We start from the raw sequence: 14292 nt of genomic DNA, 5'->3' as shown, positions 1-14292 counted from the left end.
CCATCAATTTAACTGCTATGATAGCATTTCTTGTGAAAGCGGGACCAGCTCAGGCGAATAGCACAGCAATGAATAAAGAACGCTTTAATTTGATGCTTAATATAATCAGAAGTCAGCCATGGCTGGGAGACAAGACTGATGAGCTTGAGCATGTTCTTTTCTCTGAATGTCAGTGCAACACATCTAGACAGCTTGTTTCAGAAATAATAGATAGATTTTTTTATATAAATAGAGAAGATAACTACAAGCTAATAGATAGTCTAGCCAATGAAATAATTTCCAAATATTCCGATCGTGAATCTAGCACGCTAATAACCGCGATGGGGACTGGCTCCGCAACTGATAGTTCGCAACTTGTTGCCTACACACTAAAGCCGATTATGGAGAAAAAAAAGTGGCGACGTCATGCTATAATTAATGATTTTGGAGCCGTATACAAACAATACAAAAAAACAAAACACAATCATATAGTTTTAATAGATGAGTTTGTCGGCTCGGGGCAAACCGTCTTAGGAAGAGTTGAGTCAATCCATACGCAATTAAAAAATGCTGGGGTCCAGGATTACTCTATTGCGGTTAAGGTATTAGTCTCTACTGAGTTTGGCCTTGGAAATGTGACTGCCGCTGGCATCGATATGACCGCGCAGAGGCTTGTCAAAAAAGGCATTGATGATTATTACTCATCAGAAGACGCTGCTCAGCACCGCGACCTAATGAAATTTGTTGAGAGAAACCTTTCTGCTGAGTATGAAGGCAGAGCAATGCCTAGCCTCGGTTATAATGAGGCCCAAGCAACATACTACCGAGAAGATGGAAACACCCCAAATAGTGTTTTTCCTATTTTCTGGTGGGCTTTTAATTGTGATGGCGAAGATAGACATGTATTAATGACTAGAGCTATGGGTGACGCATGAGTTTTCCTCCTGAAGTTCAGCGCGATCTCATACTTGCCGACGTTAAATTATTATATATTATTTTGGCATCATCCGGCGGTTTAGAGCCATTCACCATTTATCGCAGAAGTAGGTATTCGCTTAAATTTTTTCTTGAAAGGTATGCCCGACTTCTTAAGTCTGAGCTAATTATTGAGCACTTGGGTGTGGCGCGTTTGTCAGAGATAGGCGAAATAAATGCTAAAGCGGCATTGCCTAGATTAGTCTCAATGAAAAAAGAGTGGCGCGAAACACCTTCAGATTTTTTACGCCCCAAGCTTTTGGATGACTACTATATACCTAACGTGGATCTGTTAAGTAAAAAACGCTTTCAAACCAAATAAGAATGCAGTATGATCGCGCCGCCTGCAGAGGCTAGTACGTTGGAGTGTAGTCGCTCCCCGGGTAAGGTTCCCGATAACCAAGTTGTAGTAACTTCAGCGATGAAGCGTGCTGAAGTTACTACACTTACAAAACGCTTCGCGTTTTGACGTGGTCCACCCATCCGCAATTTCGCTGCGCGAAATTACAGATGGGTAAAACAAGTCAAAAGCAAAGCTGCTAAAGTAAAGAAGGTAGCCTCTGCAGGTTTTTATGAATGAAATTCTTATAAAGCAATGGCTCGCGCACTTCAGAAAGAGAGGGGTGTCGGGGGCACTTATTGATGTCTATTCCGAATACATTCGGGCTCTTGTAGGTAACTCGGTTCCTGTCATTTTTGAGTTTGAGCATTTGTCTCGATTGATAGGTATTGATCAGACTCGTTTCCGCGCAATGGTAAATTCAACCCCTTCTTTTTATAGAACCTTCCATATTAAAAAAAGATCAGGTGGGCTAAGGAAGATAGACAGTCCATTTCCTTCTTTGCTTATTTGCCAAGACTGGATATATAAAAATATACTATTAAATATCCCTGTTCACTCTTGTGTTCACGGCTATGTACCCGGAAGATCAATATTCACTAACGCCACCCCGCACTTGAAATCAAGATGCATATTAAAGATGGATATAAAAAATTTTTTCCCTTCAATTAAGATTGACTGGGTCGCGAATTTTTTCAATCAGCTAGGATATGCCGACAACGTATCATTTTACTTGGCTTCATTGTGCTGTAAAAATGGCTCTCTGGTTCAAGGGGCATCAACAAGTCCATACCTAACAAATATATTGCTGCGTGGATTGGATCACAGGCTTTCTAATCTCGCTCAAAGTTATAATATGAAATATACTCGCTATGCAGATGATTTAACTTTTTCTGGTGAATATATTCCCCATGCCGTTATTGGCATTGTCGACTCGATCATATCCGACGTCGGATTAAGAGTTAATGCTGATAAAACTAGGCTGCAAATAGCTAGGAATCAGAAAATTGTTACAGGCCTCTCTGTTGCTGGCGAATCAATAGGCGTACCAAGAAGCTTTAAACGTGATTTAAAGAAAGAGTTATACTTTATTCAAAAATATGGCTATCAATCGCACTTATCAAAAAAGAAAATAAGAAAACCTTTCTATATCGACTCTCTTATTGGTAAGGTGAATTTCTGGTTGCAGGCGGAGCCTGCTGATCCCTATGCAATAAAAGCGCTATCCATGTTACATGAGATACAGAAAGGAAACGCTATTTAGAGCGGGTATTTTTCTATTAATCTTAGATATATTGTTTCTGTAACTGAATTCCCTTGGGTTTGTAGCGCCCACAAGCCTTAAAATGAGCCACATTGGTGGCATGATAAACTGGCGTTATCTCGAATAATTCAAAATCTATGCGGTCAGCCAAGTGAACGAAAAGCAGCTTCCTGGCTCGGAGATAGCTGCGCGATTGGGTGTGCCCGTGCACAGGTTGTATCTACGGATTAAGCGCTACCCAAACCCCTGGAACAGCGCGTCCGGGAGGACGATCAGAGTATCGAGCTTTGCCTTCTACGTGCTGAGCTGAAGCGGGTGACGGAGGAGCGAGACATCTTAAAAAGGCCGCCACTTACTTTTCAAGGAGTGCGGCTGAAGTATGCCTTTATTAAGACGCTTGCGGGTGACTAAACGGCTGCTTTTGGCCGATTTCTGACCTTCGTTTAGCGGTTGAACTGCCAAGGTTTTCCTAAGCGATGAGTGAGTAATTGCATGGTCAGCAAATAGTAATAGCGCGTCGATTCAGCGTGCTGGTTTAGGTTGTAATTCAAAACCCACGCAAGGTGTTTTCTCTGCCAAGTCCATGGATTGTCGCGTTGCCAGCGCTCAGCGATCGCTGTTTGGATAGCCTTCGCCTGACGCAGGTGGCGTTGGCGGGTGGTGTGCGATCCGGTCAGGACGCCCGCTAGGAACAGCTCCATATCGAATGGCTTGCTCATGCTCGGCCACCGATGTACGCCGATACCACGTCGATACCGCCGTGTCCGAGCTCATAGCTGATTTGTAAGTGTGCCTCTCGATCAAGGCGTGGATTGAGGCGCCTGCACCTGCCACCGTTGATGGGCGCGAGATGATGGGTGATTTGCTCATAGCATTCGCAAGCATAGGCTGCACGCAATTCGTGGAAGCCTTTGAGATTGTGCGTATGGAGGATATCTCGGGCGGGGCGGACGATCCTCTGCAAGAAGTCGAGGTAGCTTTCGTTCGGTGCCAGCAGGTTGCGGCTGCCATGCGGTAAGACCTGCTCGGCATATCTGAGTGCTTCGCGAACATGCTCGCGCACCATGATCCAGCGAGGTGCTGTTGCTCCGCCGCGGCCACCTTTGGTGCCGTCCTGGATGTTGATCCTCCCGAGTTGCATGGCTTCCCGTTGCAGTCGAGGAAGGTCGGCCAAAATCGCCTCACGTAAACGCATGCCGGTGGCTCGCGCTAACTGAGCTATGGCCGCAGCACGCGGTTGCTGATGTTCGCAAAGCTCGTCGACGATCCGCTTCACGTGTTTGCGGTCTTGGCCTTGCGGCACCGAGCGACGAACACTGGTGCGCTGCATTCCCAACGCCTTGCTCGGACTTGGCACTCTCACATACGGATCACCGCGAAGCGCGGCCATGGTTCGGTTCACGCTGGACAATCGGTTTTGCGCGGTGGCGATGCCGATAGCGCCTTGTTCAACTTGCTGACGCAGATGCCCGGCGTAATCCAGCAAGGTCTGCCGATCAATTTGTCGCGCATCGTTGAGTCCTGGTCCATCCTCCGACCGGCACCACCGGACAAACGCCTGCCAGCGATCACTGTGCGCTTTGACCGTCCCGTAGTGCCCGCCGCCAAACAGATCTTTTAGCGCTTGTGGCCCGGCATAACTCAACTGCCGGCCATAGCCAAAATTTCGCCCGTCTCGTCTACCGCCCAATGCCATGATCGAACTCCTCTCGAAGTAAACTCTTAAAACCTTCCCCACGTCATCCCGCCAAGAATGTTGAGTTATCAGGGATCAAGGCCCCTGCGACCTGTGAGGGTTGTCCACTAACGCGGGACTTGCGGCTCCTTACGACCGGGAGCTTGGGCATCTCATGATCTGACCTCCTGAGCACTTCCGAAGAAGTGGGCGGGTGGAGGCTGCACTGGCTGACGAGATCAGCGCCGCGAGATCCTGAGTCGGGTGAAGGCAGTGATGAGATGACCGGGGCATGCCTGACTGTCAGTCAGGTGCAGTCCATTCCCTGGGTTGCGGCACTATCATCTGCATCGCTGTTGCCGGTGATCACTGGGTGTTTGTCACGCCGATTGTCACGAGGGGAAATGCCGCAATGCCTTGTACGAGTTGGGCTGCAGCAGCGGTAGGAGCGCCCGTCTCTTTCCGGGAGAAAGAGACGGGCGCAGGTTGGCGCAAGGAAATGGCCAAGCGGATAAGTTGCTGCAGGGCAGCTATAAAAGGGGATGAGTTGCCGCAGTGGGCACACTGCTAAAAGTAGGCATCCATCACATCGCTGTGACCGTGCGAGCCGCCGGACGCTAATCGCACTTTGGGAGAACCACCACGGTGTGGCGTAGCCTTAAAGGTTCGGGCTACCTGGGTTGCTGTCAACGACAGCGCCTTGCCCGATCTTTTCTACGCCTGTGGATAATTCGGGTTAAGGCTCGAACTTTTGGGAGTTCTGCAGCTGTGGATGGAATTACTCAGCGATGGAAATCTGTGGTTTTCCACAGACAGTTGCGTGGGCTTTAGATTAGGTGAGGTCCATTCAGCATGGCGGCTTTACAGCCCTGCTTGGATGGAGCCTCTTGGACAAGCGGGTCAGCGAGATTTCGAGAACGTACGCTCACTTTGCTGGGGACTAAAGGTGAGAGCTCCACTTTCTTATCCCTACCGCCCCTCAATCAACGCCCGCTCCTCCAACCAAATCTCCTGAACAAACTGATCCGTAATCGCATAAATCCCATGCCCGCGCCGCATGATGATGTTCTCCGCCACCAGCGCAATCACCACGGGTTGAATTTCTTCAACCCGCACTTCGCGACCTACCGTCTTGGAATATTCCGCCGCCGCATCAGTAGAGAAAATCCCCCGAGCATCGCGTTCCGCAGACGCGATCTTGTTGAAAATCGCCTGAGCCAGGCTGCCCAGCTGTTCGACTTTTTCAAGCTCAATACTCGCTGCTGCCGAGCGTAAGGTGCTGGCGATTACGGGTAGGAAAACATCGGGTTCACCGTCCTGCTGCAAGAGTTGACGCAATGCCTTGAGCATTTCTTCAGGTCGATTGCCTAGGGTATTGAAGGCTTCGACTGCGGCCCCAAGTGAGGGGAGCTTTTCCTTCTTCACCGTCATTGCCAGTCGGTTGAGCAGGAATTCCACGTAGTCGCCCTTTAGCAGCGGGTACGCGGCCGATGTCGCACCGGAAAACGCTTGGTTGCGTTTGGCGGTCAGCTCGCTGACCTGGGCTCTGTGGGAGCCTGTGCCGATAAAGAGGAAGTAGCCCGGCGTATTCGGGCGTGGGTTGATTGCATCACGCGCAGCTTTGAGTGCCAGGAGCAGTTGGTTGCCATCGTCGGAGGAGATGGCATGTTGCACCTCGTCGATGATCAGCACGAGATCGGTCTTCGCTTGGTCGACAACCTCTGTGAGTGCTTGCGCCAATGTGGGGCCGTCGGGGTTGCCGATGCTGTCGAGTTTGAAACCGAACTTGAATCCTGCTGCGCCTAGATCGACATTGCTGACGCGCTTGAGCGTTTCCAGGATTGAAGAGCCCGGCGTTTGCAGTTCTTTGAGGGTTTTGTGGATGGCGTTGTGCACGAGCGTCGCCGGGTTGGCCAGCGTGTCGCTCCAGAGGTCGACGTAAATCACCAGGGCGCCTGCTGCTTCCAGAGCGGGGATGAGGTCGCTGCGCAGGAAGGTCGTTTTACCTGTACGGCGCAGGCCGGACAGAAACAGACCCGAGCGCAGACCTTCATCTAATACGCCTGGATTGAGAAGCTGGTTTGCCATCGACTCGGCCAGTTCAGGGCGCTGAAATATGCTGCTCATGCAATTATCCCTTTTTATGGATACGCCATAATTATTGCCAGCACATAATTTAGCATAAAGGATGAAATCAGGAATTGTGGCGCAAAAAGGCGTGATTCAAAGGGACGGGAGGAAGCGGGAAAGGGGGGATCGAGGATGAATATCCCAGAAACAACAAAGCCCCTGCATTTCTGCAGGGGCTTCGTCTTATATGGTGCCGGCACCAGGAGTCGAACCCGGGACCTACTGATTACAAGTCAGTTGCTCTACCAACTGAGCTATACCGGCGTGTTAGGGCGACGATTATAGCGACTGAAAAGGTTCTGTAAACCCCTGAATTCTGACTATTTTTGCAAACCCTGTGGTTTTTCGCGATCGCCGTGTTTTTTCCACATTTTCACCGCCTGAAAACCCGCACAGACAAATACACCAAGGAAGGTCATAAAATTGACCATTTACCGTTCATCCAAAATTCAATCGCCAATAGCACCAAAATAATGACACTCGCCACCCTGTTGTCACAGAATGCCCCACACAAAGGGCGACTGATAATAAGACCTGCGGTAAGTACCCGCGCTTGCCGAGCTTCACGTCTTAGGTTGCGTCGTGAGGAGCAGGTGATGGGGCTTGGCAGAGAAATCCTGGCGTTATTCGGCAAGGACGTCATCCGTGATGCCGACGGCATCAATGCGCGAATGCATTTTTTCGGCACTATCCCTCAAGAATCTCATCAACCTGTCCAGCCGCTGGAGAGCCCTGTGTTGCGTCCAAAAATAGTGGCGCTGGTGTCTATCAATGGCGGTGTGGGTCGCAGCACGCTGGTGACGGCGTTGAGCAGCGGTTTGCAGCGTCATGGAGAGTCGGTGGTGGCGCTGGATCTGGACCCGCAGAATGCCTTGCATCACCACTTTGGCGTCAGTTGCACATTGCCGGGTGTCGGGCGCACCAGCCTGGAGCATGGGCAATGGGCCCCGCTGCAGCAGTTGGGTTTTGCCGGGTGCCGGGTGATTACTTTCGGCGATATCGATGTCCAGCAGCAGGAGAGCCTGGAGCGTTGGCTCAAGCAGGAGCCCGCTTGGCTGGCGCGACGTCTTGGGGCATTGGGCTTGAGCGAGCGGCAGACGGTGATTATCGATACGCCCGCCGGTAATAACGTGTATTTCCATCAAGCGCTGAGCGTTGCCGATGTGGTGTTGGCGGTCGTGCAGCCGGACGCTGCGTGCCTTGTCACGCTGGATCAGCTGGATACGCTGCTCGCGCCGCATCTTGAAGGCCAGTGCCCACCTGCCGTGCACGTGGTGGTTAACCAGGTGGATGAAAGCAGTGCGTTCAGCCTGGACATGGTCGAGACGCTCCAGCATCGGCTTGGCAGAGAGCTGTTTGAAGTTCACCGCGACATGGCGATCAACGAGGCGTTGGCCTCTGCGGCAGACCCCTTGGATAATGTGACGAAGCGGCTCGCCAGTGACGACATCAATGCGCTGTGCCTGCTGCTGAAGGCATTGAAAAAAACCGCGTGAAAGCGCGGTTTATACGGTCTAGCCCAGATGCTTATGCACAATCCGTTAGTAACAGGCGTCACATAACAGCCATTTTATGGAGGCGTTCTCAACACGCTGCAACTGCCTGTTTTGTGTGCGTTTTATTTTGTGAACAAAAAATGACCAGTGCTGCTTTTGGTCTGTAGCGCTGATGGTTACAGCCTTCGTAAAGAATTCATCAACAGAGTTATCCACAGGGCGCTGTAGGAATTTTTGCCCCTTAATCGCGCTGGGCCAGCACCATCAAGTTGCGTGGCGTGAGGCTCGGTTCACAGAAGCTGCCCAGCTCGATGTTGTAACCCTGCTCCATCAGGAACAGGGCCCGATCCAGCACCAGCCATAATTCCAGCGGGCGACGAAACAGGCCTCTGACCAATTCCAGGTTTCGTACTTCGGCCAGGCGCCGCCAGCCATGGGCTTCCAGCGCCAGCCAATCCTGATCGCCTGTGGATAAACCCTTGAGGCTTGCCAGCTCCCGGCAATATTCAGCGAAAGATTTATCCAGCCATTTGGCGGGCAGGGAGGGCGTGGGCAGGTAGTCGTCGCATCCGCGCAATTGCCGTTGCAGGCGGTCGAACCCCAGGCGCCGGGCCATGGAGGTATCGCGTTGCTGGCGTACGCGGTTGCCGGCGGTGACGGTTTCGCTCAGCGGCAGGCCCAGGTCATCGATTGACAGCTGCAGGGCAGAGGCGCGCCCGGTCGCGGACAGCGCTTGATAGCGGTCGGCGTTGATGCGGTTATAGCAGCACGGTGCCAGCGCCAGTTGTTTGCAGCCGGCAGCGCTGGCCAGTTGCAGCATGCGCACGTGGAGGTCGCCACAGGCGTGCAGGGCGACTGGCGTGTGTTCGGAGTTGATCGTGACCTCTGCCATCACGTCTTGCAGGCGATGGGTGACGGGCAAACCGTGGTGATCGCTCAAGGCTTTGCCTGAGGCAATCAGGGCCGGATCATATTCCAGGCAGGTCAGTTGTTGGCCAGGTTGCAGCAGGCGGCGGCCGAGGTGGCCTTTGCCGGCGCACCAGTCCAGCCAGTGGTTGGGCGTTCCGGCAAAATTCAGGGCGGCGCCGAAGGCTTCGATCTGTTGCCATTTACGCCCCGGAACGTCGACGTTCAGGCGATGGCGGGCGGGTGCAAGCGCGTGGGTCGGCAACTTATCCACAGTGCCCAGGCGCAGCGCCTGAGCCGCCAGTTGTGGAAAAGGCGCGGGCGCCGGCAGGTCGTGGGGATGATTGTGACTGGCTTCGGCGTCGTCCAGCGAGCGCTGGCGCAGCCACTGCGATAACGCGCGATGCTCGGTTTCCCAGGATAATTGCAGGTGGGTGAAGGGCCGTGGTCGCCACAGCCCCTGGTGCTCGATCAGAAACGCATCCAGTGCCTGGAAGCGTGCCTCAACGTCCTTGGCACGCATCGACGCGCAGCCATTTTTCCAGCAATTTGAAACCGCGCACCAGCACATAGGCCATCAGCAGGTAGAACAGCCCGGCCGCGAAGAAGATCTCCACCGGCAGGTAGGTGCGAGCGATGATGGTCCGGGCCATGCCGGTCAGTTCCAGCAAGGTCACGGTGCTGGCCAGGGCGCTGGCCTTGAGCATCAGGATCACTTCGTTGCTATAGGCCGGCAGGCCGATTCGCGAGGCGCGGGGCAGGATGATGTAGAACAGCGTCTTGGGCCTGGACATGCCCAGGGCGCGAGCGGCTTCGATCTCGCCTGGGGGAATGGCCTGGATCGCACCGCGCAGGATTTCAGCGATGTAGGCGGCGGTGTGCAGGGTCATGGTAGCGGTGGCACACCAGAACGGATCGCGCAGGTAGGGCCACATGAAGCTGTGGCGCACAGAGTCGAACTGCGCCAGGCCGTAATAGACCAGGAACAACTGCACCAGCAGCGGCGTGCCACGGAAGAAGAAAATGTAGCCATAGGGCAGGGCGCTCACGTACCAGCGGCGCGAAGACCGAGCGATGCCGAGCGGGATCGCCAGCAACAGGCCGGCAATCACGGCGATCGCCACCAGCTCCAGGGTCAGGGTTGCGCCCTGGGCCAATTTGGGCAGCCACTTGATGATCACGGCCCAGTTCAGGCCCAGATCGAAATGCGACAGCCAGCTGTAGTCACCGCTCATTGGGCGCTCCTTGCAAAGCCGCGGGCGGCGCGTTTTTCCAGGAAGTGCATGCTGGTCATCGCCAGTACGGTCAGGCCCAGGTACATGAATGCGGCGACCATGAAGAAGGTGAACGGCTGCTTGGTCACGGTCACGCCGATCTGCGCGTGGCGCATGATTTCTTCCAGGCCGATCACTGACACCAGCGCAGTGTCCTTCATCAGAATCATGAACAGGTTGCCCAGGCCCGGCAGGGCGATGCGCCACATCTGCGGCATGATCAGTCGCGTGAAAATCCGGAATTTCGACAGCCCCAATGCCACACCGGCTTCGCGGTGGCCCTTGGGAATGGCGAGGATCGCGCCACGGAACACTTCCGTGGCGTAGGCGCCAAAGCACAGGCCCAGGGCGATGACTCCGGCGGCAAAGGCGCTCAGGGAAAGGTCGGGGTTACCAAAAAACTCCCCGAGGGCACGCATCAGGTTGACGGTGCCGAAATAAATCAGCAGCACCCACAGCAATTCGGGAATGCCGCGAACGATGGTCGAATAAGCACCGCCCAGCCATTGCAACGGCTTGTACGGTGAAGTCTTGGCCAGGGCGCCGGCCAGACCCAGCACCAGCCCCAGGCACAGGGCCGTGAGCGCCAGTTTGACGGTCATCAGCGCGCCGGCGGCAAGCGCCGGGCCGAATCCGTAGAGATCGAAATTCATGGTGTTTTCATATCGCGGCAGGCATTGCTGAAAGCCGACGCGCTCAGGTGAGCGCGCCGGGCAGGCCGTTCAGATCATTCGATGCTGAACGGGAAGTACTTGTCGTTGATCTTCTTGTAGGTGCCGTCTGCCTTGATCTCTGCCAGGGCTTTGTTCAGGCGCTCGCGCAGCGGGTCGCCCTTGCGTACGGCGATGCCGATCTTGTCGCTCTCTACCACCGGGTCGCCCTTGAATTCATAGGCCGAACCGTCTTTGCTCTTGAGCCATTCGTACTGCACGTACTTGTCGGCCAGGATGCCGTCGAGGCGGCCGGACGTCAGGTCGAGGTAGGCGTTTTCCTGGGTGTCATACAGCTTGGCCTCGGTGTCGGGCAGCTTGTCTTCCAGGTAGGTACCGGCCAGCGTTGCACGTTGTGCACCGATCACCTTGCCCTTGAGGTAGGCGGCGTCGGTCTTGAAATCCGCCGTGGCTTTGGGCGCAATGAACTGCAGCTTGTTGGAGTAGTACGGGTCGGTAAAGTCGACGGCCTGCTTGCGCTCATCGGTGATGGACAGCGAGGACACCAGGAAGTCGAACTTCTTGGCGTTCAGGGCCGGGATGATGCCGTCCCAGTCGGACACATACACTTCGCACTTCTCGACTTTCATCTTGGCGCACAGGGCGTCGCCGATGTCCTTGTCGAAACCGACGACATTACCGCTGGCGTCTTTATTGTTGAAGGGCGGGTAGGCCGCTTCGATCCCCATCTTCAAGGTTTCCGCCATGGCCGTGGCGCTGAACGCCATCGAGACGGCCGCGGCCAGAAGGAATTTTTTATAGGTCTGCATGCATGTTGCTCCGTTAGCGGTTGCTGGACATGAATTGTTTGCAGCGCGCCGAAAGCGGGTTGTCGAACACCTGCTGTGGCGATCCTTGCTCTTCGACCAGGCCCTGGTGCAGGAACACCACTTCGCTGGACACTTGGCGGGCGAAGCCCATTTCGTGGGTGACCAGCAGCATGGTGCGGCCTTCTTCGGCCAGCGCGCGGATCACATTAAGTACTTCCTGGACCATTTCCGGGTCAAGCGCCGACGTTGGCTCATCGAACAGAATGACTTTAGGCTGCATGGCCAACGTCCGCGCAATGGCGGCGCGTTGTTGCTGGCCACCGGACAGTTGCGCCGGGTAGGCGTGACGCTTGTCAGCGATGCCGACCTTGGCCAGCAGGGCTTCGGCCACTTCTGTCGCCTCGGCCTTGCTCTGGCCGAGTACACGGCGAGGCGCCTCGATGATGTTGTCGAGGATGCTCATGTGCGGCCACAGGTTAAAGTTTTGAAACACAAAACCGATTTCGCTGCGCAGGCGGTTGATCTGCTTGCCGTCGGCAGCAAACAATTCGCCGTTTTTCGCGGACTTGAGCTTGAGTTCTTCACCGGCCACCAGGATCTGCCCCTGGTGCGGGTTTTCGAGCAGGTTGATGCAGCGCAGGAAGGTGGACTTGCCGGAGCCGGAGGAACCCAGGATCGAGATCACATCGCCGTCGCGAGCGGTCAGCGAGATACCTTTGAGTACCTCCAGCTCACCATAGCGTTTATGCAAGTTGCGGATTTCAAGCGCGGGCGTGGCCTCGGCCATGTGCGGTCCTCATTGTGTTCGTTGCGATCTTCGCTGTTGGGCCGCCTTCCTGGCGAGGCGCCAAGCTAGCATAGCGTTTGGATGACAGCCAACAGCGCTGCGGACGGTTAACGGGTGGTCTGCGGCAGGGTGTCGCATCGGCACAGCGGCGTGTCGCGCCATCTACAACCGAACAGACGTTTGAACCCGGAGCATCTACAGGCTTCGCGTAAAAAAGGGCGCGATGGTGCCAGCTTTGGGCAGGTGTTGGAAGGGTTAACCGGGCAAACGGCGCTTATCAGCGCTTTAATGGAGCGTCACGCACTTTCTGTGTGTGTTTTTGGTGCACCTGTCCGTCTGCAAGGTGAGTCGCACGGTAACGCTATAGCGGAATGCCATTGTTCTCAAAGACTTGCGATCACTACTGAATTTTCCTACAGCCCACGTCAACTGTGCCTTTGTTACATTTTGGCGCAAATCTTGCGTAAAAAATAAAGAACGCCCTGTTGGTTTCTTTTCACGAGAAAGACCGCAGGCCCGGCGAACCGTTTTCGCAATTCCTCGCAAAGGTGTGTCAATGAGTAGTACGCAAAGCTCCAATGACCTCGAACAGGGGCTCAAACCGCGGCATGTCACCATGCTGTCGATTGCCGGTGTTATCGGTGCCGGTTTGTTTGTCGGCTCCGGCCACGCGATTGCCGCCGCCGGCCCGGCCGTACTGCTGGCCTATGCGGCTGCCGGTACGCTGGTGGTACTGGTGATGCGCATGCTTGCCGAGATGGCGGTTGCGTCGCCGGACACAGGTTCATTCTCGACTTACGCCGACCGCGCAATCGGCCACTGGGCCGGGTTCACCATCGGCTGGTTGTACTGGTGGTTCTGGGTGCTGGTGATTCCGCTGGAAGCCAACGCGGCGGCGACCATCCTGCATGCCTGGTTCCCCGACGTGGCGATCTGGGCCTTTACCCTGATCATTACCTTGCTGCTGACCGCGACCAACCTGTTCAGTGTGAAGAACTACGGTGAGTTCGAGTTCTGGTTTGCGCTGATCAAGGTCGTGGCGATCGTGGGCTTCGTTATCCTCGGCCTGGCGGCGATTTTCGGCTTGCTGCCCACCAGCCAGGTCAGCGGTGTATCGCACCTGTTCGACACCCAGGGCTTTATGCCGAACGGCATGGGCGCGGTGCTGGCAGCGATCCTGACCACCATGTTCTCGTTCATGGGCACTGAGATTGTCACCATTGCCGCCGCGGAGTCGAAGAATCCCGGCCAGCAAATCACCAAGGCCACCAACTCGGTGATCTGGCGGATTGGTTTGTTCTATCTCTTGTCGATCTTCATCGTCGTGTCCCTGGTGCCGTGGAACGATCCGACACTGGCTGCCGTGGGTTCCTACCAGACTGTGCTCGAGCGCATGGGCATTCCGAACGCCAAGCTGATCGTCGACCTGGTGGTATTGGTTGCCGTGACCAGTTGCCTCAACTCGGCGCTGTACACCGCCTCGCGCATGCTGTTCTCCCTGGGCCGTCGTGGTGATGCCCCGGCTGTGGCCAAGCGCACCAATAAAAGCGGTACGCCTTACTGGGCGGTGCTGCTGTCTACCGGCGCTGCGTTCCTGGCGGTATTTGCCAACTACGTGGCACCGGCGGCGGTCTTTGAATTCCTGCTGGCCAGTTCCGGCGCCATTGCCCTGCTGGTGTACCTGGTGATCGCAGTGTCGCAACTGCGCATGCGTCAGAAGCGTGCGGCGGCGGGTGAGAAGATTGTCTTCAAGATGTGGCTGTTCCCGGGCCTGACCTACGCGGTGATGGTGTTTATCGTGGGTACATTGACCATCATGCTGTTCCAGGAAGCCCATCGTGTCGAAATCATCGCGACGGGCATTCTGAGCTTGCTGGTGGTGTTGGCGGGGTTGTTTGTAGCCAGTCGTCGCAAGGCCCAGAGAGCCGGCGCTCCCGTACTGAACTGACAAAATGCAGATCAAAATGTGGGAGGGGGCTTGCCCCC

13 protein-coding genes, 1 tRNA gene and 1 pseudogene are annotated in these 14292 nt (G+C 55.0%); 6 read left to right on the top strand and 9 right to left on the bottom strand.

From position 1 onward, the window contains the following. Positions 1-68: 68 nt before the first annotated feature. The 4 genes and pseudogenes from BFP89_RS28140 to BFP89_RS29115 all read left to right on the top strand — a co-directional run. Positions 69-914 (top strand): phosphoribosyltransferase-like protein, encoded by an 846-nt coding sequence (locus BFP89_RS28140; RefSeq protein WP_141689016.1) that lies wholly within the window; start codon positions 69-71, stop codon positions 912-914. Next, positions 911-1276, top strand: a complete 366-nt coding sequence (locus BFP89_RS28135; protein ID WP_141689015.1) for a hypothetical protein — start codon at positions 911-913, stop codon at positions 1274-1276. Before BFP89_RS28140 ends, BFP89_RS28135 begins: the two co-directional genes overlap by 4 nt. 250 nt (positions 1277-1526) lie before the next feature. Beyond that, positions 1527-2558 (top strand): retron St85 family RNA-directed DNA polymerase, encoded by a 1032-nt coding sequence (locus BFP89_RS26870; RefSeq protein WP_083207985.1) that lies wholly within the window; start codon positions 1527-1529, stop codon positions 2556-2558. Between the two features lie 133 nt (positions 2559-2691). Continuing rightward, positions 2692-2966: pseudogene (locus BFP89_RS29115) on the top strand (transposase); the annotation flags it as partial. A gap of 35 nt (positions 2967-3001) precedes the next feature. On the opposite strand, the gene BFP89_RS00455 reads toward BFP89_RS29115, so the two are convergent. The 4 genes from BFP89_RS00455 to BFP89_RS00440 form a co-directional block, all read right to left on the bottom strand. After that, the gene (locus BFP89_RS00455; protein WP_065883180.1) at positions 3002-3277 is read right to left on the bottom strand and encodes a hypothetical protein; all 276 of its coding nucleotides are present in this window, start codon (positions 3275-3277) and stop codon (positions 3002-3004) included. Continuing rightward, positions 3274-4254 (bottom strand): integrase domain-containing protein, encoded by a 981-nt coding sequence (locus tag BFP89_RS00450; RefSeq protein ID WP_065883179.1) that lies wholly within the window; start codon positions 4252-4254, stop codon positions 3274-3276. The genes BFP89_RS00455 and BFP89_RS00450 overlap by 4 nt, the downstream gene beginning before the upstream one ends. 948 nt (positions 4255-5202) lie before the next feature. Further along, positions 5203-6360 carry an AAA family ATPase gene (locus tag BFP89_RS00445; RefSeq protein ID WP_065883177.1) on the bottom strand — a complete coding sequence of 386 codons (1158 nt, stop codon included), beginning with the start codon at positions 6358-6360 and terminating at the stop codon, positions 5203-5205. Between the two features lie 191 nt (positions 6361-6551). Beyond that, a tRNA-Thr gene (locus BFP89_RS00440) sits at positions 6552-6627 on the bottom strand. 332 nt (positions 6628-6959) lie between these two features. Between BFP89_RS00440 and bcsQ the strand changes: the two genes are divergently transcribed. After that, positions 6960-7859: a cellulose biosynthesis protein BcsQ gene (bcsQ, locus tag BFP89_RS00435; protein ID WP_065883176.1), complete on the top strand. Its 900-nt coding sequence runs from the start codon at positions 6960-6962 to the stop codon at positions 7857-7859. Between the two features lie 241 nt (positions 7860-8100). On the opposite strand, the gene BFP89_RS00430 is transcribed toward bcsQ, so the two are convergent. The 5 genes from BFP89_RS00430 to BFP89_RS00410 form a co-directional block, all read right to left on the bottom strand. Then, positions 8101-9288, bottom strand: coding sequence for a methyltransferase (locus BFP89_RS00430; protein WP_065883174.1), 1188 nt, complete (start codon positions 9286-9288; stop codon positions 8101-8103). Beyond that, on the bottom strand, positions 9269-9958 hold the full coding sequence (locus BFP89_RS00425) for an ABC transporter permease (protein WP_065883214.1): 690 nt from the start codon (positions 9956-9958) through the stop codon (positions 9269-9271). The genes BFP89_RS00430 and BFP89_RS00425 overlap by 20 nt, the downstream gene beginning before the upstream one ends. Before the next feature lie 38 nt (positions 9959-9996). Then, positions 9997-10692 carry an ABC transporter permease gene (locus BFP89_RS00420; RefSeq protein ID WP_065883173.1) on the bottom strand — a complete coding sequence of 232 codons (696 nt, stop codon included), beginning with the start codon at positions 10690-10692 and terminating at the stop codon, positions 9997-9999. A 74-nt stretch (positions 10693-10766) separates the two neighbouring features. Next, positions 10767-11519: an ABC transporter substrate-binding protein gene (locus BFP89_RS00415; protein ID WP_005783892.1), complete on the bottom strand. Its 753-nt coding sequence runs from the start codon at positions 11517-11519 to the stop codon at positions 10767-10769. 13 nt (positions 11520-11532) lie between these two features. Then, on the bottom strand, positions 11533-12306 hold the full coding sequence (locus BFP89_RS00410) for an ABC transporter ATP-binding protein (RefSeq protein ID WP_065883171.1): 774 nt from the start codon (positions 12304-12306) through the stop codon (positions 11533-11535). A 556-nt stretch (positions 12307-12862) separates the two neighbouring features. On the opposite strand from BFP89_RS00410, the gene gabP reads away from it, so the two are divergent. Further along, positions 12863-14254 carry a GABA permease gene (gene gabP / locus BFP89_RS00405; RefSeq protein WP_065883169.1) on the top strand — a complete coding sequence of 464 codons (1392 nt, stop codon included), beginning with the start codon at positions 12863-12865 and terminating at the stop codon, positions 14252-14254. Positions 14255-14292: the final 38 nt, after the last annotated feature.

The sequence above is a fragment of the Pseudomonas sp. 31 R 17 genome (assembly GCF_900004915.1).
Classification (GTDB): Bacteria; Pseudomonadota; Gammaproteobacteria; order Pseudomonadales; family Pseudomonadaceae; genus Aquipseudomonas; species Aquipseudomonas orientalis_A.
This window is presented reverse-complemented; position numbering and strand designations above follow the sequence as displayed.